Genomic DNA, 22,808 nt, shown 5'->3' with positions numbered 1-22,808 from the left:
GTCATTCCGATGAGAGATAATCTTGTTGAACAGATTATATCTGAAGTGATGAAAAAGCAGACCGACACGCCCAGTTGCAGTAAAGCGCTCTCTTCCGTCGCCGGATGTGGCCTTACGGAATTTGTTGGCACCGCGCTGGGCCATACCATCGGGTTGGTGATCGCGAATGTCGATCACCAACTGCACGAACTGATGAATATCGATAAAAAATACCGTTCTATCGGGATTCTTGGTGCGCGCACGGGAGCCGGTCCGCATATTTTTGCCGCCGATGAAGCCATTAAAGCAACCAACAGCGAAATTCTGATCATCGAATTGCCTCGTGATACCGAAGGCGGTGGTGGACACGGTTCGCTGATCATCTTCGGCGCGGAAGACGTTTCCGACGTTCGCCGTGCTATCGAAGTTTCGTTGTCCGAAATCGACCGCACCATGGGTGATGTTTATGGCTCACCAGCCGGCCATCTGGAGTTCCAGTACACCGCGCGCGCGAGCTATGCACTAAACAAAGCCTTCGGTGCACCAATTGGTAAATCATTCGGAATGACCTGTGCCTCGCCTGCGGCGATTGGCGTGGTGATTGCCGATGCTGCGGCCAAAGCAGCCGTGATTGACCCGATTGGCTATGCCAGCCCAGGTAACGGCACCAGTTTCAGTAATGAAGTGATTTTCACTTTCGCCGGGGATTCTGGCGCAGTACGTCAAGCCGTGATCGCCGCACGAGAAGTCGGTTTGCAACTGCTTGCCACGTTAGACCCGTCAGAAATCAGATCGACTACCACGCCCTACATCTGATCCCATCGGGACAAGTGAGCGCAGTACGATGTGAGGTAAGGAACCAAAAGATGAACGATCTCGAAATCGCTCAGGCCGTTTCCAACGTCCTGAGTAAATACAGTGCAACCGCCCCCGTAACCGGTGGCGAACCCATCGCCAATACGCCGAAACCATCCGGTATGGCACAACTTGATGACATCGTGGCGCAAGTGTTGGCACAGCAAAAACAAGCCGTCCCGACTTCAGCCCCCGTATCATCGGCAGCAGATTCCGGCGCAGGCATCTTTAACACGATGGATGAAGCGATTACCGCGGCAGCATTGGCGCAAGTGCAATATCGCCATTGTTCCATGCAGGACCGTGAAACCTTTATCAACGGCGTACGTGATGTGTTTCTTCAGGATGATGTTCTGGACACCATCTCACGGATGGCGGTTGAAGAAACCGGTATGGGCAACTATGACGACAAACGCACCAAAAACCGCGTTGCCGCATTAAAAACGCCTGGGTTACAGGATTTGCCCACCAGTGCCTACAGCGGCGATGGCGGTTTGACCTTGATCGAACATTCTGCGTTTGGTGTGATTGGTTCCATTACCCCGACCACCAACCCGACGGAAACCATCATCAACAACACCATAAGTATGTTGGCGGCGGGTAATACCGTGGTATTCAGCCCACATCCGCGTTCTCGTCAGGTGTCGTTGCATTCAGTCTCGTTGATTAACAACAAGCTGGCTCAGTTGGGTGCCCCTGCCAATCTGGTGGTCACCGTCTCTAAGCCGTCTATCGACAACACCAATGCGTTGATTAACGATCCGCGCGTCAACATGCTGGTGGCAACAGGCGGACCGGCGATTGTCAAAACCGTCATGTCTTCCGGTAAAAAAGCGATCGGCGCAGGCGCAGGTAACCCCCCCGCTGTCGTTGATGAAACCGCCGATATTGAAAAGGCCGCTCGTGACATCGTTAAAGGCTGTAGCTTTGATAATAACCTGCCTTGCGTAGCAGAAAAGGAAGTGATCGCCGTCAACCAGGTAGCGGATTATCTGATCCACTGCATGAAGAAAAGTGGTGCTTACCTGCTATGTGATAAGTCGTTGATTCAACGTCTGCAATCTATGGTAATGAACGAAAAAGGCACCGGGCCGAATACGGCATTTGTGGGTAAAGATGCGCGTTTCATTCTGCAACAACTGGGCATTTCCGCCGCGCCTGATATCAAAGTCATTTTGATTGAAACGGAAAAAGATCATCCTTTCGTCGTACACGAATTGATGATGCCAGTGCTGCCGATTGTCAGAGTGGATAACGTGGACGATGCGATCGATCTTGCGGTCAAGGTGGAACACGGCAATCGTCATACCGCCATCATGCACTCAACCAATGTCGAAAAACTGACCAAAATGGCAAAACTGATTCAAACCACCATTTTTGTCAAAAATGGACCGTCTTATGCGGGCATCGGGGTTGGCGGAGAAGGACACGCCACATTCACCATCGCAGGGCCTACCGGAGAAGGGTTGACATCAGCCCGGTCATTCTCCCGTCAACGCCGTTGCGTCATGGTTGAATCCCTTAATATCCGTTAGGTTCCATTCAGGCTTAGGGTAGCTACCTTATGAAAAAACGAATCATTAATGCGCCAACACCCGACATTCTGGCTATGTTGAAGCGAAGAATGCCTGGTGAGTTTCGATCGAAGCTCGATCTGATACGCATTGACGCCATTGCTCTCATCATGCTGCCGGTACCGGATCTCTATTTCTACGCCGATGCGGCCTGTAAAAGCGCCAATGTTGTCGTTTCGGAAATTTTTGGTAGCTGCCCACAGCACATTACCACGCTGGCCATTTTCGGCGAGGTTTCTGCGGTAAATGAAGCCATGCGGTTCATCGAAGATGACGACAATCAATTCTGAGAATTAGCCTATGAAGAAAATCTTACTGCTGACAGGTGATTTTTCTGAGGATTATGAAGTCATGGTGCCGTGGCAGGCATTAAGTGTATTAGGTTTCCGGGTCGATGCGGTTTGCCCCGGAAAGCGGGCAGGAGAATTTATTAAAACGGCCATTCATGATTTTGAAGGTGACCAGACCTACAGCGAAAAGCCGGGTCACTTATTTAGATTGACGGCCTCTTTTGATGATATTCGTTTGCAGGATTACTGTGGGTTTTATATTACCGGCGGACGTGCACCAGAATATTTGCGGCTGAATAAGTCTGTTCTAAGTATTGTTCAATACGCCATGAATTTCTCATTGCCCATTGCCGCTATCTGCCATGGACCACAAATATTAGTTGCCGCTGGCATTCTCAAAGGAAAAACGCTAACGGCCTATTTTACCGTAAAACCGGAAATTGAACTTGCTGGCGGTACTTATCGCAATGCCAGTGCCGAAGAGGCCGTTGTTGATGGCAACCTTGTCACGGCAACAACCTGGATGGGGCACCCGGAACTGCTACGGCAATTTATTACGCTGATTGCCAGCAAGTCATAAATGCGTCTGTATCGCCTACCCGATCAAAAAAATTTAAAATTCAGGAGTCATGGATATGTTAGAGAAAGGTTTTTTAAATCCGACAGAGCGTGTCGTTAGACTTAAAAATACGATTTTAAATGCCAAACCTTATGTTGAAGCGGAACGCGCCGTATTAGCGACCGATGCTTATAAAGAAACGGAAGGTTTGCCCGCTATTATGCGCCGGGCGAAAGTGGTCGAGAAAATCTTTGATCATTTGCCTGTGACTATTCGTCCAGATGAATTAATCGTGGGTGCAGTCACCATTAATCCACGTTCAACGGAAATCTGCCCTGAATTCTCTTACGATTGGGTAGAAAAAGAATTCGAGACCATGGAATCCCGTTTGGCTGACCCTTTCATTATTCCGAAAGACACAGCCAATGCATTGTATGAAGCCTTCAAATACTGGCCGGGCAAAACGACCAGCGCCCTCGCCTCCTCTTACATGTCCGAAGGCACCAAAGACAGTATGGCCAACGGCGTCTTCACCGTCGGTAACTACTTCTACGGCGGCGTCGGCCACGTTAGCGTCGATTACGGCAAGATCCTGAAAATTGGCTTCCGTGGCATTATCAATGAAGTTAACCGTGCGTTGGAAACGCTGGATCGCAGCGAACCTGATTACATTAAAAAAGAACAGTTCTATCAGGCTGTCCTGATCAGCTACAACGCTGCGATTCGCTACGCTCATCGCTATGCCGAGAAAGCCGCCCAACTGGCACAGCAGGAAAACGATGCCACGCGTAAACAGGAATTGCTGCAAATCGCACAAAACTGTCAACGTGTGCCAGAAAATGGTGCCACAACATTCTGGGAAGCTTGCCAGACGTTCTGGTTCCTGCAAAGCATGCTGCAAATTGAATCCAGCGGCCATTCCATTTCTCCCGGACGCTTCGACCAGTATATGTATCCGTACTATGCTGCCGATAAAAACATCACTCAGACGTTTGCTCAGGAGTTGGTTGACTGCTGTTGGATTAAACTCAATGACATCAACAAAACCCGCGATGAAGTTTCCGCACAGGCATTTGCTGGCTACGCCGTGTTCCAGAACCTGTGCGTGGGTGGTCAGACCGAAGATGGTCGCGATGCCACTAACGAACTGAGCTACATGTGTATGGAAGCGACAGCGCACGTCCGTTTGCCGCAGCCATCGTTCTCCATTCGCGTATGGCAAGGTACACCAGATGAATTCCTCTATCGCGCCTGCGAATTGGCTCGTCTCGGTCTGGGCGTTCCGGCTATGTACAACGATGAAGTCATTATCCCGGCGCTGCAAAACCGTGGGGTTTCTCTGCACGACGCACGCGATTACTGCATCATCGGCTGTGTCGAACCGCAGTCACCGCACCGTACCGAAGGCTGGCATGACTCTGCGTTCTTCAACGTCGCCAAAGTACTGGAAATCACGCTGAACAACGGTAAGGTCGGCAACAAGCAGCTTGGCCCGGTAACCGGCGAGTTCACGCAATTCTCCAGCATGGATGATTTCTATGCCGCATTTAAGAAACAGATGGCGTATTTCGTACATCAACTGGTAGAAGCTTGTAACAGCGTGGATATTGCCCATGCGGAACGTTGCCCGCTGCCTTTCCTTTCTGCGCTGGTTGATGACTGTATTGGTCGCGGTAAATCACTGCAAGATGGTGGTGCCATTTACAACTTTACCGGTCCACAGGCCTTCGGCATTGCCGATAGCGGCGACTCGGTTTACGCCATTCAGAAACAGGTTTTTGAAGATAAGAAGATTACCCTACATGAGTTGAAAGGGGCGCTGGATGCCAACTTTGGTTATCCGGTAGGTAACGGCGCGGTAAGCGACACATCAGCGAAATCCTCTCTCAATGAACAGGATGTCTACGATGTAGTGAAACGTGTCATTGAACAAAACGGCGCGTTAGATCCTGCTGCTATCAAGAATGAAGTTTACCGTCAGCTCACGTCTGGCATCAAACCAGCCAGCAGCCAAGGCGGTTCGGAACGCTATCAGGAAATCCGTCGTATTCTGGAAAGTACGCCTTGCTTTGGTAACGACATCGATGAGGTCGATCTGGTCGCTCGCCAATGTGCACTGATTTACTGCCAGGAAGTAGAAAAATATACCAACCCACGTGGCGGCCAGTTCCAGGCAGGTATCTACCCTGTTTCCGCTAACGTGCTATTCGGTAAAGATGTCAGCGCACTGCCTGATGGCCGTCTGGCAAAAGAACCGTTGGCTGATGGTGTGTCTCCGCGTCAGGGTAAAGATACGTTGGGCCCAACGGCTGCGGCAAACTCGGTTGCTAAACTGGACCACTTCATCGCCTCCAACGGTACGCTATACAACCAGAAGTTCCTGCCATCTTCACTGGCTGGCACCAAAGGCCTGCTTAATTTCGCCGGCATGGTAAGAGGCTACTTCGACCGTAAAGGGATGCACGTACAGTTTAACGTTATCAACCGCGATATCTTGCTGGAAGCACAGCAACATCCGGAAAAACACCGCGATCTGGTGGTACGTGTCGCTGGTTACAGCGCCCAGTTTGTGGTGCTGGCAAAAGAAGTGCAGGACGACATCATCAGTCGTACCGAACAACATTTCTAATCGCGTATCAGGGCTATACGACCAACCCCGGCGTATAGCCCGATAACAGGACGGTTGCGTTATTTGATGCGTCCTCATCGGCGCATCGTTTGTGAGTAATGTTATGAATAAAGTTCAGTATGATACAGAAGGCGTACTTTTTAATATTCAGCGCTATTCTTTGCACGATGGGCCCGGCATACGCACAATTCCTTTTTTCAAAGGCTGCCCGCTGGCATGTAAATGGTGTAGTAACCCTGAGTCACAGCGTCCTGAACCCGAATTAATCTACAAAAAAAGCGATTGTATTCAATGCGGAAAATGTATTGATGCCTGCCAGCAACAGGCCATTTCAGTGCAAAATCCTCATTTTATCGACCGCCAGCGCTGTATTAACTGCGGTGACTGCACCCGTGTTTGCCCAACAGCTGCATTAGAGATGAAGGGAAAACGCATCACGGTACGCGAAGTCGTGCGGGAGTTGCAGAAGGAAGAGAATGTCTACCGTCGTTCAGGAGGTGGCATAACGTTATCAGGTGGAGAACCGCTTTCCCAACCTGATTTCGCACGCGAATTATTAAAAGCCTGTAAAGAAAAAGGCTGGCATACCGCGATAGAAACCACTGGGTTAACCTCCAAGGACGTTATCGAGAGCGTATTCCCCTATGTCGATCTCGCATTGACCGACATTAAATCGCTCAACCCGGAAATACATCGCAATAATACCGGTGTTGATAACCAAAAGATTTTAGAAAACCTGATTAGAATATCCTTTATCACTAAAACGGTTGTCAGAATTCCGCTGATCCCTGGCGTGAATGATAATCCGGAGGAAATCAGAGCGATCGGTGAGTTCGCCCGTATGATGCAAAATGTGGATACGATTCATTTATTGCCTTATCACACCTACGGTGAAAATAAATATACATTGCTCGGTCGAATTTATCCCATGGGGGATACCCCCAGTATTGCCGATGAAAAAGTCAATAACTTGAAACGAGAAATTGAATCATTGGGTTTCCAATGTCACATCGGTGGTTAATCTATACCCATCAATAAGCTAAATTTTATGACTGGTGTATAAAAAATAAATGATGACCTAATACGATAATGCTTCCTGTGCAGATAAGTGTTTTTCTCTGATACTGATAAATATACCCTAAATAATTCAAGTTTCAGGAAGGCGGCAAGCGAAGGAATCCCGATGAGCTTACTTGAGTAAGTGATTCGGGTGACTGAACGCAGCCAACGCACATGCAACTTGAAGTATGACGGGTATATCAGGGGAAACGCTATCCGCACAGGGATATTATTATCTTAATCAGGTATACGAATAACAATATTATTGTTCATCATCTGCATTATTTAATCATGTCTGAATATGATTATCTCACTCTCTACCTATTATCGAGGATTGCTATATGAATAGCATGGATCTTTTAATTGCCTTCGGCGCCGGAATATTTGGTGCCGCGATTGGTGCATTGGCCGCATTTGAATTTGTCGGATTATTAGTGATTGCCATGGCGGTAACACAAATAATTACCGCAGCACCTTCCGATTTTATTCAGTTTCCCTTCGGATTTTTTGGCCCACACGCCGGCGGATTTGCCGCAGGTGTCGCCGCTACAGCTTACGCGGCTAAAAAAGGAAGACTGGCTTCCGGTCGGGATATCACGGCAGGGCTAAGCGGATTAGGTGCCCCCGATGTCTTACTGGTTGGCGGGGTTTTTGGTGCGCTGGGTTATCTCATCGCCTGGGGATTAAATAAGATCCCTGCCTTCCCTACCGGCCTAGCCTGGACGGATACCGTGGCTCTGACTGTTGTGATTTCCGGTGTGATAGTTCGTCTACTATTTGGGAAAACGGGTCTCTTGGGAAAACCAGATGCGGGCATTCGTCGCTGCTACCCACCGCAGGATAAATGTTGGATGCCTTACCACAGCCGGACCCCCCAACTGAGCGTACTCGGCCTCGGTATTGGACTCATGGCTGGTTACCTTGGTCACTCGTTTGGCGGTAATGGCGCACTGCTGGCTTTCGGTATTTCGGCATTTTCGCTTATTTTCCTCCACTTCAATACGCAAGTTCCGGTATCCCACCATATTGCACTGCCTGCCGCACTGGTTGCCGCGCTTTCTGGCAGTCTGATCTGGGCGGCAATTGTCGGCATACTTTGCGCACTGTTAGGTGAACTGATCTCCCGTATTTTCCTCGTACATGGTGATACGCACATTGATCCACCCGCCTTTACCATCGTGATCATGACGACACTGGTGAATTTGCTGGGTACTATCGGATTTTTTACTCTGCTTCCATTGCTATAACGCTTTCCTGATAGCCCCTGTTCAGGCAGGGGCTATCACTGGCCTCACGCTCGCTAACCGAAGGGTTTTATTCTGCTTCATTGTCTTATATGCTTATCAAATAACCTTGTCTTCAGCAATAGGTCATGAATCATGAAGAATAATGAGCTAATCACCCATTCCACTACGACATTGCTGATGCGCACAGAACAGGTGGGCAAACTACAATTGCCCGGCATTCCTGGTGAATTTGAAGTACTTAGTTTTAAGGAGCGCCAAAACCGGCCCCGGTTGCTCGTTGTACATGAATCCTGGCATCAGCATAAGCCTTGGGAATATGTCACTCCTGTTGCCGTAGTGAATGTCGAACAGAATGGTTCGGCACGTATTAATAATCAAATCGATAAGACACAGAGCTCACACTCAAAAATTGGTGAAGAAGTGCTAGCTATTTACCATCGCTATAAACAAGTGCATGCCTGATGCCAGCACTCATTTCATCACATTATGAAACACTTAAGTGGCCAGATCTGCTTCAGCAAGATTTCGTTGAAGCTACATGGTTACCAGAGCTTCAGGATCGCGATGGTGATGGATATGATGCTGTATTAATAGCCGAAACAAATAATACGGTACGTTTTCATATCCGTCATAAAACGACAGGATGTATCGCAGCCAATCTTGTTCTTACATTCAACTTAACAGCACCCAGTGGGTTCCCCAGCCGTTTACCCCAGGTTGAATCGGTATATGTTGCAGCGGACTTTCGAGCAGCAGGATTGGCAACACTCTCATATTGCACACTTATAGAACATTATGGCGCACTAGCGAGTGATACACACCAAACCTATAGTGGTATGTCAATGTGGCTGAACGGGATCGCAAAAAATCCTGATATAGAATTGTTTATAGCAACGCTCGAAGACAATAATCACCCATCGCTTCGTCTCATTGATGGTCGTCCAGAAAGCTACATCGGTAACCGTAAAGGCCTACTGGAAGCAGCACATACCGTATGGCATAGTGGGAGAGATGTTCAAAAAAATATCCCTCATTTTCAAAGTCTTGGCATTACCCTCCCTTCAGCCAGTGATTCTGTTGTGATTCTCCTCGCCAAACCCGCGACAACTCAACCGGCAGCAGCCCATGAAGATTGGCCAGAGAATGGCAAATAAATTCACACATATACCCTAAATAATTCGAATTGCAGGACAAAAAACAGCAAAGCGTTTTTGAATAGCGCTTGCGCTGACCCCGAAGTGCTGTAGCTCATGAATAAACCGAGTAACAAACGCGGCCAACGCACATATAACTTGAAGTATGACGAATCATCACCCCTTACGTGGCGACTTTTTTCCACCTGATTGACGGCCTGTTTTTGGAGTCGTCGTTGATGCAGGCATCGCCGATTCTGAAGCATTTGTCGCCTTAGGTTCACTGAACGGCGCTTTTTCCGGCTCTGCCGCCAATGAACCGCCATTGCACAGTGAATCGCCTTCATCCGCCTGATTATCCAGATTAACCACGGGGATCGTTGACGCTTTATCCACGGATTCTTCCGCTTCGCTGGCAATCTCTTGTGCAACAATCTGTTCATCAATAACATCGACGGTTGAGTGAGCAACACCAACCGTTTCTGCTGACTCAATTAATGCTTCAAGGTTATCAGCGGTACGAGCAATTACTTTCTGAGCGTAAACGTCTCCGACTTTAGCCGCTGCGTAGCTGGCCGCAGAAATCGCTGCGTTAACCGCACCCACTTCCCCTTCCAGTTTCACCGTTACCATACCGCCACCTTTGGTCAGCTCATACCCCACCAGCCTGACGTTAGCAGACTTAAGGGCTGCATCCGCCGCTTCAACCGCCGCAGCAAGACCAACGGTTTCTATCAGACCTAAACTTTGCTTCGCCATAATTCATTCCTGTTTATCTTTGAATTCGTTGTTTTTAAATACGCTATTTTGAATGCATTTCCTTTTGGGGAAATGAGCTACACGGACGCACGCAATTGCTGTGCTTTATCTACGTTTTCCCACGGGAAAAGAGAACGCCCAAAATGGCCATAGCAGGCTGTTGTACGGTAACGTGGCACCAGTAAGTCCAACATCTGGATGATGCCATATACGCTAAGATCGAAATGTTGATCGACAAGCTGTGATAATCTGGCAGCCGGTATCGTTTCAGTACCAAATGTGTTAATCCGTACCGCAACAGGACGCGCCACACCGATAGCCCATGCCAATTGAACTTCACAACGCGAGGCTAGCCCCGCCGCCACAATATTCTTGGCGACATAGCGAGCGGCATAAGCGGCAGAGCGATCGACTTTAGAAGGATCTTTCCCCGAGAACGCGCCACCGCCATGAGGTGCCGCACCACCGTAGGTATCGACAATAATTTTTCGGCCAGTCAAACCACAGTCACCCACAGGCCCACCAACCACAAACGCACCTGCCGGATTGACTAAAAAACGGGTCTCCGGCGTGAGCCAGCGCAGAGGAATAACCGGTTTGATGATTTCTTCAATTACAGCTTCGCGTAACGTTTCGAGAGAGATGTCGGCTTGATGCTGAGTCGATACCACAACGGTATCAACCCGCTGCACCTGATGATGATGGTACTGTAGCGTGACCTGACTTTTAGCGTCCGGCAGTAGAAAAGGTAAACGGCGGGATTTACGTAGCCATGCCTGGCGTTCCATCAGACGATGTGCATACACCAACGGCGCGGGCATGAGCTCCGTCGTTTCCCGTGTTGCATAGCCGAACGTAATGCCCTGATCGCCTGCGCCCAATAGCTCTGGCGAATCATGATGAATGCCACGCGCAATATCCGGCGACTGACGGCCAATCAGATTCAAAACACCACAGGTATTACCGTCATAACCGAGGGAGGAATGATCGTAACCAATATGTTTGATGGTTTGCCGAATAATATTTTCTACATCGACATTCGCTGACGTAGAAATCTCACCCGCGACAATCGCAATACCTGTTTTCACCAGACTTTCACAGGCCACTTTAGCCCAAGGATCCTGAACCAGGATAGCATCCAGTATGGCATCCGAAATTTGATCGGCCATTTTATCCGGATGCCCTTCGGCTACCGATTCGGAAGTAAACAGATAATCATCCACGTCTGCACCGTTTCTCGCCTGAAATTTCTCCCTATTTTATAAGTCAGGGCCGTGCCAGCGAGTGAACTTTCTTGTTGTCACTGTGGATTATTTTGTTTCATTCCTCTGGTCATAGCAAAATCCAGCATTGGGCTGGTGATTGCAGGTATCACGCATTGGCCGACATAATTTTTCGATAATCAGAAGGAGACATGCCTGTTTCTTTTTTAAAGATACGGCAGAAATAGTTCGCATCCTGATAAGCCAGTTCAAGCGCAATAATATTTACTTTCAAGTCGCTAAACTGTAATAACGACTTGGCAATTTTTATTTTTCGATTAGCCACATAGGTGGAAAATCCTGTCCCCATTGTCTTTTTAAATGCCCGACTCAAATAACAGGCGCTGACAAATGATTTCTCAGCAACATCGTCTAACGTAATATTGTTAAACAGGTTTTTCTCAATATGAAACTTCGCTCTATCAATAAAATCCGTCAGGTGCGCAGCATGTTTAAAGGCCTGTTCAAACAGTGCCTCACTTAAAACGAAAACACTCTGCAAAATACGATAATACAACGAATCAACCAGACCACGGCTGGAAACATCTTTAATCAATAATGCTAACGTCGCTTGTGAAGCAGAAAACTTGTCGCCTTTCGTATCGAGATACTGATTCAGTAACGCTAAAAAATCGACAACCGTCTGACGACGATCGCCAAATTTATCCCAATATGCACCGTCAATCGTTTGGAAAACCAGTTCATTCCACCCAGTGTAGTCACCTTCGTCAATCAATGTGAATACTTTTTGCTTCAGTTCACGCGTTGCAATATTGTCATCCGCATCATAATGCAGCGTTTTTTTAATAACGTCTGTCAGGATGCTTTGTTTTACCGGTTTGAGTAAATAGTCATCCACTTTCAAGCTCAGCATACTACGAACGATATCAAAATCGTCGTTCGCCGTAGTCACAATCACTTTCGTTTCACTATTGGTACGCCGCAAATACTCAATCACCTCTCTACCGTTTGGCAAAGGGATATTAATATCAACTAAAATCATATCTATTTGATTAAGCTGATCAATGAGTTGAATCGCTTTTCGTCCCGTTGAAGCCTCATGAATATTCGCATTCTCTATATGCGCCGAAATAATGCGACGCAACGATTCGGATTCGATGTGTTCATCTTCAACAATCACCACATTATACATGGCACATGTCTCCCTTTATTATCAGGCTTCTTGCATCGGGAAACGCAACTTGATCGTCGTTCCCAAATTCGGCTTATGTGGACTTGATATCTCCAAACCGTAGCTTTCGCCAAACAATAGCTGGAGTCGATTTTTAATATTATTGATACCTATTCCACCTTTTTTGCGATTTTCATCGCCGGATAAAATCCCGTTAATATCCTGTTCTGATATCCCATCGCCATTATCCGTCACCTCAATAATGACATCCCGACCATCATCCGTCGCTTTAATCAGGATATGGCTCTTAATCTCTCTGGGCTCGACGACATAGTTAAAGAAATTTTCAACTAAAGGTTGCAGGATTAAAAAAGGACAAATCACATCCAGATATTTATCTGGAATGCTGAAAACATAATCAAATCGGTCGCTCATTCGTACTTTCTGAATCGACATATAGCTATTGACATAGCCTATTTCATTACGCAATGTAATTAATCCATTATTACTTTTACGTAACAAATAACGCATCATATCGGAAAAGTCATGCACCATATTCTCTGTCCGCTGTGCATTCTCCAAAAAAGCCAGACGCCCGATAGTGTTGAGCACATTAAATAGAAAATGGGGGTTGATCTGATAAGAAAGTGCTTTGAACTCAGCTTCATGTAAAGAACGCTCAATCTCAACCCGCTTACGAAGCTCCGTCGTCAATTCAAGATCTTTTTCGTGCAACTCACGCTGAATATTGTTGCTGTATGCCTGTTCAACCAGATAAGAAGCCACATGCAGTAGCGTATACGCCGTAGATTCAAAACGCTCATAGGACATGCGTTTCATATTTTCATGCATATTCACCAGTAGCGGATTTTCCTGCCATACCCGATTTTCATTCAAAATATAGGGAACAGCCTGCTCTTTTTCGCTTTCAACCTTCACCTGACCAGAGATAAATGCACCAAAATAATGATTATTGATCATGATCGGCACAGCAAACTCAACAAAACCACAATAACAGCGATAAACCACCGGTTTACACGCTTCCATCGCCGCTCGTCCCCCGGCGTTATCACATTCGTAGCAATGGGTGGCAAGCGTCGGGTTAAGTCGGGAACGTGCGCAAAAATCAGAAAAGCCACTAGGCTTAGTAACGGGGACCCCTTCCTCATCAACAACCACCAACGCAATCATCATGGATTTGCTGAAGTTGTCCTGCAACGTCTGCAGCCGATTAACGTCAAGGATTTCATGCAGTTGGTATTTGTTGTTCATATCACATTAGCCAGTCTATTATTAAGGGCGTCATCTCCCGCGGTAGCGTAATAAATCACTTAAACCCCTATTGATAACGGATCTACATTATTTTCTATCTGATGAAAAGATGCTATGACACGTCTCACAGACAACGACAGAAACAGAAGGAAGGTGGCAATAAACTGAAACGATACACGTCCTTTTTCTTTATTTTTTTGCGCAAGATCGACAAATGCCAAGCGAAGCACGTCCACCTGATTCAAACGCCGTCATATTGACACCCATCGAGCAAAAAAATGCCAGACAGATAACCTGGCTGGCATGCATGCTAAGAACCCTTGTTGTTTATTCCCATCGGGAAGCAACTATTCGCGTTAAAACGTTTCCCAATTGGTTTGGTTAGTGCTTAATTTCTTTGATGTTGTTGGCAGCATCACGGGTTTCGACTTGGCTGGCGTTCTCTCTTGCAACTTATCCGCTGATTCGGCAAGTTGAAATATGGAAACAATTTCAGTCAGACGACGCGCCTGCTCCTCAAGCGAAGCTGACGCCGCAGTTGATTGCTCAACCAGCGCGGCATTCTGCTGAGTAACACTGTCCATCTCAACCATCGCCTGACCAACCTGAGTAATCCCTTTACTCTGCTCATTGGAAGCAGAAGCGATTTCACCCATGATATCGGTCACATTGACGACCGCTTTCACAATATTTTCCATCGCTTCACCGGCGAACGATACCTGCTCGGAGCCCGTTTTCACATTGCTAACAGATTCAGCAATCAGCACTTCAATCTCTTTCGCGGCTTGTGCGCTGCGCTGCGCCAGATTACGGACTTCGCTTGCGACAACCGCAAATCCGCGACCTTGTTCCCCGGCCCGAGCGGCTTCCACCGCGGCGTTCAATGCCAGGATGTTGGTCTGGAAAGCAATACTGTTAATCACATTAATGATGTCCCCAATTTTCTGAGAACTACTGGTTATTTTGCCCATCGTCTTAATGACGTCACCAACAATCTCTCCCCCTTCATTGGCGGTTTTAGAGGCATTCTGAGCCAACACGCTGGCCTGATTCGCGTTGTCTGCGTTCTGTTTTACGACAGCACTCAACTGTTCCATGCTGGCTGCGGTCTGTTCGAGCGCCGACGCCTGCTCTTCCGTGCGGGAAGATAAATCTGTATTGCCCGAAGAAATCTCACCTGAACCACGATAAATCTCTTCTGCGCTACCGCGAATTTCAGATACGGTCTTCACCCAGTTAGCCTGCATTGTTTGAACGAATGGAATCAGTTGCCCAACGCAGTTTTTCCCCATATTAATCATTTGGGTATGTAAATCCCCCGATGCGAGAACCTGAAGGTGACGCTTAATCAGCTCAAGAGGTTTCACAACAAACACGGCCAAATAGCGATCGGTAAGCAACACGATAATCAGACCAATTGCCAATGCGAATATCAGAATACTTTCACACCAGCTCACCCAGGCATCAATCCTGCCCTGTGCTTCACCTTTCAATTTCGCAATGACAACATTGTATTTATCGATGGATGCAGTGAAATTCTGACGCAGAGGGCGATAGACCTTGGTAGATTGCTGCATGAAATCATCAAGCCGATCGGCTTTAACTGATTCATACATCGGAACCATGGCCTCACTAAACAGGCGATAGGAACTATTGTAAATATCATCAATCGTTAAAGGGTCAATATTTGCATGATCGATGACTTTAAACTGAGCCAACCCGGCTTTTAAAGAATCCAGTTCTTTTGTCACAGCCTGAAGCTCTATTTCAGCTTCGGCCACATCATTTTTTTGTTTCGCTCGTACGGTACGATCCAGAGCGCTCATTGCTCGATAATACTGTCCATTTGCCCCATTAATAATATCGCCATTACTTTGTTGTACATTCGTCAGCGCCAACTCTGTAGTGAGCTGACCCAATGAGTACAATGCAAATGCGGATACGCCCCCCCACAGTAAAGAAAACAGAATAAGGATCAGAACCATCATTGTTCTGATTTTTAGATTGCGAATAACATTCATAATATAAACCCTGATGATAAAACGTACGACAATTAACCCCAAAAACAGGGTTGCTATTAGCGTTTCCTTTCAAATGCCGACCTATATGTCAGTCTCTAGTAGGTAGGTCTATACCCGTCATACCTCAAGTTGCATGTGCATTGGCGATACTCCGCGCCTACCTGAGCCTAACCCTGACGGGTCGCCACAAGCGGCGTTCAAAAACGCTTTGCTTTTTTGTCCTGCAACTCAAATTATTTAGGGTCTATGTCCATGTGGTGAACGACGTTCACCCATGTTATCGGCATGTAAACAATGAACTTCATCAATAATGAACGTTACTTCGTTTACTAAAATTTATTTAAATACTTCCTATTGTAATAATGGCATTACCCAACGAGGTAAAAATGCAAAAAAAACCAAAAATCAATCATAACCACTTGTAAATAAAACAAACAAAATGAATAGCCATTCACAAAAACCAAATAAAAAGTGCATTTAAATAGAGAAGCACAAAAAACATAAATCATTAATTATTTTTATATATCTAATTAGGAAAAATCCCACAAACGATTAACAAACAGACAAGTGTAAAGATAGCTAATCTTAAGAGGATAAACTCAGAAACATCGGGTATGACAAAAAACCCTGATGCAGTGAAAATGCCTATACGCTACTATTCGCATGAAAATATCGACATCAAATGTCATATTTATCCTCATCTGCCATTCAAATCGTTTTACAAAAGGACCTGTTGCGATGACATTAATACCGAGCAAAAAACAATGGAATGGTTGGAGTCTCCCCAGCAAGATGACCGCTATTGGTTTTTATATCGCAATAATCCCGTTTATCTTCAGCGTAATATCTTATTTAACGCTTACCGCCAAGCAGTATCTTGCCGAGCAAATTAGCATCAAAAGCGTCACGCTTTCCCCCTCGGATATTAAAAAGCAAACCGGCATGACACTCGCCGCTAAAGAGGCCGATATTCAAATCAATTACCCAACGATCGATTATCTGCTACCCAATGATTTTCTCAAGAGAATCAACAACGAACTTAAAGAAAATGTCATAAGCTACCTCACTGATAATCTATTGGAATATCGAGTGGACTATGAAATCGGGCTGACATCAAAAAACATCATCAGTTTACGTGTCGATCAATATTATTATTACGAGGGAGCAGCGAATGGAAATAATTCACAATTTTCTATTAATATCGATCCTCAAAATCAACGCACTATCGATTTTTTTGATATTTTCGATGCTCGCCGTAATGCTTTGAATGAAATCAAAGAAATTATCGCATATAAAATCACCGACGTTTGCGAATATGGTCTTTTTACCGACAAACTAGAAAAAGCCAGCTTTATCCCTCGTTTCGTCATTACGCCAAGTGCAATCCACTTTATCTTTAGCGAGTATGAAATCACCCCCGGTGTCTGCAATGGGGTGACCGTCTCAATAGGCTATGACGAACTCATTGGCTACATCCGCAATGACGGCCCGTTGGGTGAATTAAAACCTCAATCCGGTTCATGGGCCGCAGGCGAGCATTTTGTTGATAGCATGATGGGCCATATGAAAAAGATGTCTGAATAACTTCAGCAGGGATACGCTACCGCCAAATGCATATCCCCGGACATCAAGCCATCGATGCATTGGCGCAGGCTTATTTCAGCACCAACATTGTGATGCCGACGCCCACAAGCACCAGACAAAATGCGCCTCTCAGGTAAGCAGCGGGTAATTTATGCGCAATGGCAACACCCCAGGAAACGCTGAATATTCCCCCCACGGCTAAAGGAATGCCGATGTGCCAATCGACATTACCAGCCTGTGTATACGAGACCAGCGCCGCCAATGCACCCGGGACCACCAAGATCAACGCCATTCCCTGCGCTTGTGTTTGAGTAAAAGCAAATAGCGTAACCAACATCGGAACGACCACCAACCCGCCCCCAACGGTAAAAATGCCAGACATCGCCCCGCTCGCTATTCCCAGCAACGGTAAATATCTGGGTGATAAAACAATTTCCGATGCTTGATTGCGCTGTTTGTTATACCACTGCCACAGGTAGTAGGTAGCTAGCACCAGTAGGAAAAGAGCAAAGGCACGCTGAAGATGATGGACGTCGAGCAACGACGCGAAATGCGCGGCAAAATAGGCTGACAAGGAGGCAAAGGCACACATTATCAACGCCATCCGTGTATCGATTTTATTGCGTTGACGATAGCGTAAGAATCCAATCAGAACGTTAGGCGTAATCATCACCAATGCCGTTCCTTGCGCAATATGCTGATCCATATTGAAAAGAATCCCTAATATCGGAATGGCGATCAGCCCACCGCCAATGCCAAGCATTCCCCCACAAACGCCTAACCCAACTCCCAAAAGCAAGCACAGCAACATATCGCTAAAAACCATTAAGCTTAACATGACGTAATGAAATGATCCGTGTGGTAGGAATATCTGGGGATATCTGCTTGTCAGGCCGAGTCCCTATCAATAAGAAAAACGACATCGTTACATAAGAAATGTGACAACACGCTGAGCTACGTCAACCCCACGGCGACCGATCAGTCAGCTTTTGAGGTCATGATAAAAACACATCATCGCAACCAATCATACATTCGCCTCATCCCCATTGTTGCTCTTTTTTACCACTGATACCGACACTCCACGATTAGAACCTGTTCACGCACTTTCTCCGATAAGGCATACTACCTATAATGTATACGGACGTTCTTGATAAGCTCATGAACAGGATGTTAGGTAAAACGATGAAAAAATTTGCTCTGACGGCAACAGACATTAAACCACGGGTAAAAGGGTATGGCGGTTGTATTGCGACAGAACTGATTACCGTTCAGGGCTATAAAGTGGGATATATGTACAGAGATCATCCCCATAACCCACAAGACAGCGGATGGCGTTTTATGGCTGGCATTGAATCGCCGCAGTATATGGAAAACGCTGGCAACCATGCTATTTACGATGTGAATACCATTGCTAACTACGATCCGGATATTATTCCGTTATTAGACTCGCCTATTGGCGCCACTTATGAACGGGATGAAGAAGGTGACTTTATTCCCGCCCCACCTTTTGAAGTGAACTAAACACAGAATAGAACAAGGAAATGCTCAGATAATGAGTAAACCAATAACGTCTCCAATCATTGCCTGTCAGACGGGCTTTGATGAAGCCTTTTTAATTGGGACACGAGAAGAATTACTGGATTTTGCCAATGCGATTATTGAGGCCGTTGATAAAGTTCAGCCTGATATATGCTTTGGCGTCACAGTAAAAACCAGTAACCTGCTTGCCGAAAAACTTGATGTTAAAAGCGAGGTCAGACTTGACTATCTAGTCGTCACTGAGACCCCTGAAGAAAAAGAGGTTATTTTCCAGAAAGTCACTGGGGTGTAATACATTCATTGGGGTGATAAGAAATGATAAATCCATCAGTTTGTGAAGCCCACAGCCACCAAGGGTTCTCATGACAGAATCAACATTAATCCGGTTTTACTGCCAGTATGGTGGTCATCATCCCATCGCGGGAGAGGTATGGTATCGTATAGCCGTTGCAGATGGCTACCAGTCTGAACGATATGGGCGCTACCTGTGCGCAGCATTGACAATGATGGTGCATACGCCATCAGAATGTCTGAATGTCATGACATTAATTGATTCCGTCGCCGCTGGCGAAAGTGAAGAAGAGTGCTGGGGATTAAATGATACCAGTGTCACGTTCAACGCTGACGGGGCGCAGGTTGAGATACTGATTGAAGAGGATCCCGATATGTCCGCCGCACACTTTAGCCTACAAGAATACCGACAGGTAGTTTATGGCTGGCATCAGTTTTTACTCATGCCGGAAAGTCTGGAATCACAGCTACAACTGGTGTTGGCATAATTTATGGTTGGTTCCTGATTTATGATGAGTTCATCCTTTCTGGTCAATTGAGTTTGCATACATGAAAGATCCCTGGAATCCGCAAGAAAAAGCGTTACGACAATGGGCATTTGATACCGAATCGCCGTGGCCTGAACAGGATTTTGATTTAGCCGTCGCAGATCGATTATTTGCCGATATTATTCTCGAATTAGCGGCGGATAATCATTGTCCAAAGCAGTCATTCTTTTTAAGTTGCGCTTATTTAATGGTTGGTGATGCGGTCAGAACAAATTTTGAGATCTGCCCCAAAGTCGATATTCAGCACTTTCTGGCGAGAGCTGAACAAAGTGGTCATCAATATCTTATTATGTTAGCTGAACGCGGTACTTTTTTGATCGAGCATCCTGATACATTTGATTATAACCAATGGTGCAATGGTGGTCTGGCTGATGCTGACGTTTGCCAGAGATGAGATCCGCAAGTTACGGGCATGTAACTATTATCAATGTTAGACCTTACCTATGAACAATACAGAAAAAATCTGCAATATCATTCCTCTTTGGTATGCTCAACGAGCTTGGGCAGAAGCGCTGTTGCAAAAAGCATTCGGTCTGACATCCGCTCAAGATATTCTTCAACCTGGCTATCGGGGGAGAAAACCGATTCCAGGGACAAACTGGATGTATGTGACACATGGCGTCGGTGTGAATATTTACCGGACAGAGGAAGTCGGCGGAATAGATTTTGATTTTGATAAACCGCATCCTGATGAATGGCGTTTACGCGTCTTTTTTGCAAAGCAATATAATGAAGGTAATCTTCCTCTGGCCGAATACCGGGAGTTATATGAAGACGAAGCGCTGTTAAAGCAGGCTATTGAACAAGCATTAAAATCTGGATTGGTTTGATATAGAACGTCGGATAAATAGCAAAAATGCAAAATCCCCCCGAAGAAATTGATGGTGCCGCCGTACTGGAATGGGCTTATGCATCTGATAAACCATTTGGAGTGGTACATGCAAATAATGAAATCGATGCAATTGAAATTGTTGCTCTGGCGATCTGTCGCTACCCGAATGACAGCAAAATTTATCGGTTCAGTTGCGATGCAACATGGGAAACCGTACAGGATTTTTGCTATAGCTCAATAGCTGAAGCAAAAACGGCTTTGCCGGAGCAATACCAGAACATAGAGATACATTGGAAGAAGTATGACTGATATTGGAAAAATAAAAGCACTGACAGAAGCATCGACAGCATTGAAAGAAAACAATATCGCTGCTCTTTTCAGCTATGTTATCCAGCTTTATGTCTCTGAGCGTATCGCTCAGACTGACGTTGACGCTGATGGCGATATGCTGTTGTATCAGTGGGGAACTTATCGCAAATATTTTGAATTAGATCTGACACGGCAAATAATGCCAGACCTTGACGATCCCGATGACTGTGCTGATGCCATGATGCAACTTTCAGTCAGGTTCCGATTCCATTCAACGAAAGGGACGAAAGCGATTGGTGACGGTAATATCTGGTGCCATACACCATCTGAATCCGATGAATTTAAAACAACGTTGATGAATTCCGCTGCTTTTCTATTGGCACAGCAAGCGATGGTTGTCGATGTTTCCATCACGCTTGAACGGGTATAACGTGACAGATACATTGAAGAAACTTGATTCATTGCTCAGTGCAGACGATGAACACTACTATAGCGACGACCTATTTTTAGAGGCCGAAGAGCTGATTGCCACGTTATCAGCCATCGATATTCCGTTATTAACTGACTACTGGAAAACCCGCAACGAACGATGGTGTGAACGTTTTTCACAAGCATCTGCTGACATTGATCATACTGTATTGAGGGCATTGCTCAGTGCCGTAATTGGTATCACGCCCTATCATGACCCAATACTGTCGCTTTTTATGCGTTTACCTAAGGAAGCGGATCATTCCACTTTTTATGATTCACTGCTTGGTTATTCCGAAAATCTTTGGCACACACAACCTGAGCTTCATCGACAGATACAAATGAGTTGCTGGAGCTGTGGTCTGTCTCGTCGTTTATTAAACCGCCTCGGCTTTCTATCATGGGCTGACGTTTCAGCAGGTAAATAATAAGTCATGTGCACGTGTATACAACGCCCTGAAGTCATGGATATCAGCAATCATTATGCTGACATCACAGCAACATTAAAGCCACTGGCAGCAGCCAACTGGCTATTGTTGATGCAGTGTCCTGATTGCCTACAACTTTACAGTGTTGATGAATGGGATAAATACCTGCCATGCTACGCCGTAAAAATAGCGGATCAGCATCGCTGGCAGCAGTTTGATCGCACGTCTTTAATTAAAAACTATATTATTCAGCAGCATAATGGTCTTGGCAGTAAGCCATGTATATGGGCGGGTTGTGACATCCGACAGGTGAAAGGGAGTATGTATTGTATTCACCATCTGTATGACAACATGGCGGAAAATAAATGAAAGCTATAAATCTGATCGCAGAGACAATATCCTAGCCCCACTAAAATAATGCTGGCTAGGTCAGTCATTTTTAAATATATTCTTCCATATTATATAATATTGTTTTTATAGGTTGGGCAACATCGTGATCAAAAGCAGTTTCGTGTTCATCCTGTTTTTCGTTATCTCGATACTTTCCCTGCCAACCAAGGCAAGCGAACCGAATCAACTCATCGCTGAAATGACAAAGATATCACCGGATCAGATTTACCAAACTGTGTCTGGAATTATCAGCTATTCCCGTTGGCCTGTCCCCAAAACACCGCCAACGCTTTGTGTGTCCTCATCGGCCTATTTTCTTACGCCACTGACCGTTCGGAAAGAAACAAAAAACGCGCCTAAATTTAATGCAGTAGTGCTACAGAAACTCGATGATATTCAGCAATTACAATGTGATGCAATATATTTTGGGAAAGAATCAGTTTCACAGCAAATCGAAATAGCCAGTCGCTCACCCAATCAACCATTATTGACAATTGCAGAGCAAAACCCAGAATGTGTCAGCGGAAGCTCGTTTTGCCTACTCTTTTCCGATCAGAATGTACGTTTTTCGGTTAACTTAAACCACCTTTCAAGAAGTGGCATCAGGGTTCATCCTGATGTTCTTATTCTTGCTCGACATTAGGTTAT

At 46.0% G+C, this 22,808-nt stretch carries 26 protein-coding genes; 20 read left to right on the top strand and 6 right to left on the bottom strand.

Annotated elements, in window-relative coordinates; all coding sequences use genetic code 11:
* The first annotated feature begins 9 nt into the window (after window positions 1–9).
* The 9 genes from pduB (at window position 10) to ACKPVM_RS02600 (ending at window position 9,346) form a co-directional block, all read left to right on the top strand.
* Entirely contained in the window at window positions 10–795 is a 786-nt protein-coding gene (gene pduB / locus ACKPVM_RS02640) for a propanediol utilization microcompartment protein PduB (protein ID WP_409306664.1), read from the top strand.
* Window positions 796–956: 161 nt separating this feature from the next.
* Window positions 957–2,369: an aldehyde dehydrogenase family protein gene (locus ACKPVM_RS02635; protein WP_409306945.1), complete on the top strand. Its 1,413-nt coding sequence runs from the start codon at window positions 957–959 to the stop codon at window positions 2,367–2,369.
* A 29-nt stretch (window positions 2,370–2,398) separates the two neighbouring features.
* Window positions 2,399–2,698: a BMC domain-containing protein gene (locus tag ACKPVM_RS02630; RefSeq protein WP_409306662.1), complete on the top strand. Its 300-nt coding sequence runs from the start codon at window positions 2,399–2,401 to the stop codon at window positions 2,696–2,698.
* Window positions 2,699–2,708: 10 nt separating this feature from the next.
* The gene (locus ACKPVM_RS02625; RefSeq protein WP_409306661.1) at window positions 2,709–3,278 is read left to right on the top strand and encodes a DJ-1/PfpI family protein; all 570 of its coding nucleotides are present in this window, start codon (window positions 2,709–2,711) and stop codon (window positions 3,276–3,278) included.
* 55 nt (window positions 3,279–3,333) lie between these two features.
* On the top strand, window positions 3,334–5,886 hold the full coding sequence (gene grpM / locus ACKPVM_RS02620; protein WP_409306659.1) for a glycyl radical diol dehydratase GrpM: 2,553 nt from the start codon (window positions 3,334–3,336) through the stop codon (window positions 5,884–5,886).
* Between the two features lie 103 nt (window positions 5,887–5,989).
* Complete coding sequence (locus ACKPVM_RS02615) at window positions 5,990–6,907, top strand: glycyl-radical enzyme activating protein (protein WP_409306657.1); 918 nt, start codon at window positions 5,990–5,992, stop codon at window positions 6,905–6,907.
* A 379-nt stretch (window positions 6,908–7,286) separates the two neighbouring features.
* Window positions 7,287–8,192, top strand: a complete 906-nt coding sequence (locus ACKPVM_RS02610; protein WP_409306656.1) for a DUF7973 family transport facilitator — start codon at window positions 7,287–7,289, stop codon at window positions 8,190–8,192.
* Between the two features lie 132 nt (window positions 8,193–8,324).
* A complete protein-coding gene (locus tag ACKPVM_RS02605; protein ID WP_409306654.1) occupies window positions 8,325–8,654 on the top strand; it encodes a hypothetical protein in 330 nt (109 codons plus the stop codon).
* The gene (locus tag ACKPVM_RS02600; RefSeq protein ID WP_409306652.1) at window positions 8,654–9,346 is read left to right on the top strand and encodes a hypothetical protein; all 693 of its coding nucleotides are present in this window, start codon (window positions 8,654–8,656) and stop codon (window positions 9,344–9,346) included. Before ACKPVM_RS02605 ends, ACKPVM_RS02600 begins: the two co-directional genes overlap by 1 nt.
* Before the next feature lie 156 nt (window positions 9,347–9,502).
* Here ACKPVM_RS02600 and ACKPVM_RS02595 read toward each other — a convergent pair whose 3' ends face one another.
* The 5 genes from ACKPVM_RS02595 to ACKPVM_RS02575 all read right to left on the bottom strand — a co-directional run bounded on the left by ACKPVM_RS02595 (window position 9,503) and on the right by ACKPVM_RS02575 (window position 15,771).
* Window positions 9,503–10,084 (bottom strand): BMC domain-containing protein, encoded by a 582-nt coding sequence (locus ACKPVM_RS02595; RefSeq protein ID WP_409306651.1) that lies wholly within the window; start codon window positions 10,082–10,084, stop codon window positions 9,503–9,505.
* 77 nt (window positions 10,085–10,161) lie between these two features.
* Complete coding sequence (gene metK / locus ACKPVM_RS02590; protein ID WP_409306649.1) at window positions 10,162–11,307, bottom strand: methionine adenosyltransferase; 1,146 nt, start codon at window positions 11,305–11,307, stop codon at window positions 10,162–10,164.
* Between the two features lie 148 nt (window positions 11,308–11,455).
* Window positions 11,456–12,499, bottom strand: coding sequence for a response regulator (locus tag ACKPVM_RS02585; protein ID WP_409306648.1), 1,044 nt, complete (start codon window positions 12,497–12,499; stop codon window positions 11,456–11,458).
* A gap of 21 nt (window positions 12,500–12,520) precedes the next feature.
* The gene (locus ACKPVM_RS02580; protein WP_409306646.1) at window positions 12,521–13,750 is read right to left on the bottom strand and encodes a sensor histidine kinase; all 1,230 of its coding nucleotides are present in this window, start codon (window positions 13,748–13,750) and stop codon (window positions 12,521–12,523) included.
* A 356-nt stretch (window positions 13,751–14,106) separates the two neighbouring features.
* The gene (locus ACKPVM_RS02575) at window positions 14,107–15,771 is read right to left on the bottom strand and encodes a methyl-accepting chemotaxis protein (RefSeq protein ID WP_409306645.1); all 1,665 of its coding nucleotides are present in this window, start codon (window positions 15,769–15,771) and stop codon (window positions 14,107–14,109) included.
* Between the two features lie 738 nt (window positions 15,772–16,509).
* On the opposite strand from ACKPVM_RS02575, the gene ACKPVM_RS02570 reads away from it, so the two are divergent.
* Window positions 16,510–17,355 (top strand): hypothetical protein, encoded by an 846-nt coding sequence (locus tag ACKPVM_RS02570; RefSeq protein WP_409306643.1) that lies wholly within the window; start codon window positions 16,510–16,512, stop codon window positions 17,353–17,355.
* A gap of 70 nt (window positions 17,356–17,425) precedes the next feature.
* Here the strand turns inward: ACKPVM_RS02570 and ACKPVM_RS02565 are convergent, their stop codons facing one another.
* Window positions 17,426–18,193, bottom strand: coding sequence for a sulfite exporter TauE/SafE family protein (locus tag ACKPVM_RS02565; RefSeq protein WP_409306641.1), 768 nt, complete (start codon window positions 18,191–18,193; stop codon window positions 17,426–17,428).
* A 344-nt stretch (window positions 18,194–18,537) separates the two neighbouring features.
* On the opposite strand from ACKPVM_RS02565, the gene ACKPVM_RS02560 reads away from it, so the two are divergent.
* The 10 genes from ACKPVM_RS02560 (at window position 18,538) to yfiR (ending at window position 22,803) form a co-directional block, all read left to right on the top strand.
* Window positions 18,538–18,876: a DUF2185 domain-containing protein gene (locus tag ACKPVM_RS02560; RefSeq protein ID WP_409306639.1), complete on the top strand. Its 339-nt coding sequence runs from the start codon at window positions 18,538–18,540 to the stop codon at window positions 18,874–18,876.
* A 31-nt stretch (window positions 18,877–18,907) separates the two neighbouring features.
* Complete coding sequence (locus ACKPVM_RS02555; protein ID WP_409306637.1) at window positions 18,908–19,186, top strand: hypothetical protein; 279 nt, start codon at window positions 18,908–18,910, stop codon at window positions 19,184–19,186.
* Window positions 19,187–19,256: 70 nt separating this feature from the next.
* Window positions 19,257–19,673, top strand: a complete 417-nt coding sequence (locus tag ACKPVM_RS02550) for a hypothetical protein (RefSeq protein WP_409306635.1) — start codon at window positions 19,257–19,259, stop codon at window positions 19,671–19,673.
* A gap of 61 nt (window positions 19,674–19,734) precedes the next feature.
* Complete coding sequence (locus tag ACKPVM_RS02545; protein ID WP_409306634.1) at window positions 19,735–20,127, top strand: hypothetical protein; 393 nt, start codon at window positions 19,735–19,737, stop codon at window positions 20,125–20,127.
* Between the two features lie 49 nt (window positions 20,128–20,176).
* Window positions 20,177–20,563: a DUF6896 domain-containing protein gene (locus tag ACKPVM_RS02540; RefSeq protein WP_409306632.1), complete on the top strand. Its 387-nt coding sequence runs from the start codon at window positions 20,177–20,179 to the stop codon at window positions 20,561–20,563.
* 26 nt (window positions 20,564–20,589) lie between these two features.
* Window positions 20,590–20,874: a hypothetical protein gene (locus ACKPVM_RS02535; RefSeq protein WP_409306630.1), complete on the top strand. Its 285-nt coding sequence runs from the start codon at window positions 20,590–20,592 to the stop codon at window positions 20,872–20,874.
* On the top strand, window positions 20,867–21,304 hold the full coding sequence (locus ACKPVM_RS02530) for a hypothetical protein (RefSeq protein WP_409306629.1): 438 nt from the start codon (window positions 20,867–20,869) through the stop codon (window positions 21,302–21,304). Before ACKPVM_RS02535 ends, ACKPVM_RS02530 begins: the two co-directional genes overlap by 8 nt.
* Before the next feature lies 1 nt (window position 21,305).
* Window positions 21,306–21,770 (top strand): hypothetical protein, encoded by a 465-nt coding sequence (locus ACKPVM_RS02525; protein ID WP_409306627.1) that lies wholly within the window; start codon window positions 21,306–21,308, stop codon window positions 21,768–21,770.
* Between the two features lie 6 nt (window positions 21,771–21,776).
* Window positions 21,777–22,139: a hypothetical protein gene (locus ACKPVM_RS02520; protein WP_409306625.1), complete on the top strand. Its 363-nt coding sequence runs from the start codon at window positions 21,777–21,779 to the stop codon at window positions 22,137–22,139.
* A gap of 124 nt (window positions 22,140–22,263) precedes the next feature.
* Window positions 22,264–22,803, top strand: coding sequence for a regulatory sequestration protein YfiR (yfiR, locus tag ACKPVM_RS02515; protein ID WP_409306623.1), 540 nt, complete (start codon window positions 22,264–22,266; stop codon window positions 22,801–22,803).
* Window positions 22,804–22,808 lie beyond the last annotated feature (5 nt).

Source organism: Pectobacterium hainanensis, from assembly GCF_046237015.1.
Taxonomy (GTDB): Bacteria; Pseudomonadota; Gammaproteobacteria; order Enterobacterales; family Enterobacteriaceae; genus JBJYIN01.
Note: the sequence above shows the minus strand (reverse complement) of the source record. Positions and strands in the feature narration are given on the sequence as shown.

Excerpts from the sequence above, each read along its gene's own strand:
- pduB (WP_409306664.1), top strand. The coding sequence starts at position 10 with ATGAGAGATAATCTTGTTGAACAGATTATATCTGAAGTGATGAAAAAG.
- ACKPVM_RS02635 (WP_409306945.1), top strand. The coding sequence starts at position 957 with ATGGCACAACTTGATGACATCGTGGCGCAAGTGTTGGCACAGCAAAAA.
- ACKPVM_RS02630 (WP_409306662.1), top strand. The coding sequence starts at position 2,399 with ATGAAAAAACGAATCATTAATGCGCCAACACCCGACATTCTGGCTATG.
- ACKPVM_RS02625 (WP_409306661.1), top strand. The coding sequence starts at position 2,709 with ATGAAGAAAATCTTACTGCTGACAGGTGATTTTTCTGAGGATTATGAA.
- grpM (WP_409306659.1), top strand. The coding sequence starts at position 3,334 with ATGTTAGAGAAAGGTTTTTTAAATCCGACAGAGCGTGTCGTTAGACTT.
- ACKPVM_RS02615 (WP_409306657.1), top strand. The coding sequence starts at position 5,990 with ATGAATAAAGTTCAGTATGATACAGAAGGCGTACTTTTTAATATTCAG.
- ACKPVM_RS02610 (WP_409306656.1), top strand. The coding sequence starts at position 7,287 with ATGAATAGCATGGATCTTTTAATTGCCTTCGGCGCCGGAATATTTGGT.
- ACKPVM_RS02605 (WP_409306654.1), top strand. The coding sequence starts at position 8,325 with ATGAAGAATAATGAGCTAATCACCCATTCCACTACGACATTGCTGATG.
- ACKPVM_RS02600 (WP_409306652.1), top strand. The coding sequence starts at position 8,654 with ATGCCAGCACTCATTTCATCACATTATGAAACACTTAAGTGGCCAGAT.
- ACKPVM_RS02595 (WP_409306651.1), bottom strand. The coding sequence starts at position 10,084 with ATGGCGAAGCAAAGTTTAGGTCTGATAGAAACCGTTGGTCTTGCTGCG.
- ACKPVM_RS02585 (WP_409306648.1), bottom strand. The coding sequence starts at position 12,499 with ATGTATAATGTGGTGATTGTTGAAGATGAACACATCGAATCCGAATCG.
- ACKPVM_RS02580 (WP_409306646.1), bottom strand. The coding sequence starts at position 13,750 with ATGAACAACAAATACCAACTGCATGAAATCCTTGACGTTAATCGGCTG.
- ACKPVM_RS02575 (WP_409306645.1), bottom strand. The coding sequence starts at position 15,771 with ATGAATGTTATTCGCAATCTAAAAATCAGAACAATGATGGTTCTGATC.
- ACKPVM_RS02570 (WP_409306643.1), top strand. The coding sequence starts at position 16,510 with ATGACATTAATACCGAGCAAAAAACAATGGAATGGTTGGAGTCTCCCC.
- ACKPVM_RS02565 (WP_409306641.1), bottom strand. The coding sequence starts at position 18,193 with ATGTTAAGCTTAATGGTTTTTAGCGATATGTTGCTGTGCTTGCTTTTG.
- ACKPVM_RS02560 (WP_409306639.1), top strand. The coding sequence starts at position 18,538 with ATGAAAAAATTTGCTCTGACGGCAACAGACATTAAACCACGGGTAAAA.
- ACKPVM_RS02555 (WP_409306637.1), top strand. The coding sequence starts at position 18,908 with ATGAGTAAACCAATAACGTCTCCAATCATTGCCTGTCAGACGGGCTTT.
- ACKPVM_RS02550 (WP_409306635.1), top strand. The coding sequence starts at position 19,257 with ATGACAGAATCAACATTAATCCGGTTTTACTGCCAGTATGGTGGTCAT.
- ACKPVM_RS02545 (WP_409306634.1), top strand. The coding sequence starts at position 19,735 with ATGAAAGATCCCTGGAATCCGCAAGAAAAAGCGTTACGACAATGGGCA.
- ACKPVM_RS02540 (WP_409306632.1), top strand. The coding sequence starts at position 20,177 with ATGAACAATACAGAAAAAATCTGCAATATCATTCCTCTTTGGTATGCT.
- ACKPVM_RS02535 (WP_409306630.1), top strand. The coding sequence starts at position 20,590 with ATGCAAAATCCCCCCGAAGAAATTGATGGTGCCGCCGTACTGGAATGG.
- ACKPVM_RS02530 (WP_409306629.1), top strand. The coding sequence starts at position 20,867 with ATGACTGATATTGGAAAAATAAAAGCACTGACAGAAGCATCGACAGCA.
- ACKPVM_RS02520 (WP_409306625.1), top strand. The coding sequence starts at position 21,777 with ATGTGCACGTGTATACAACGCCCTGAAGTCATGGATATCAGCAATCAT.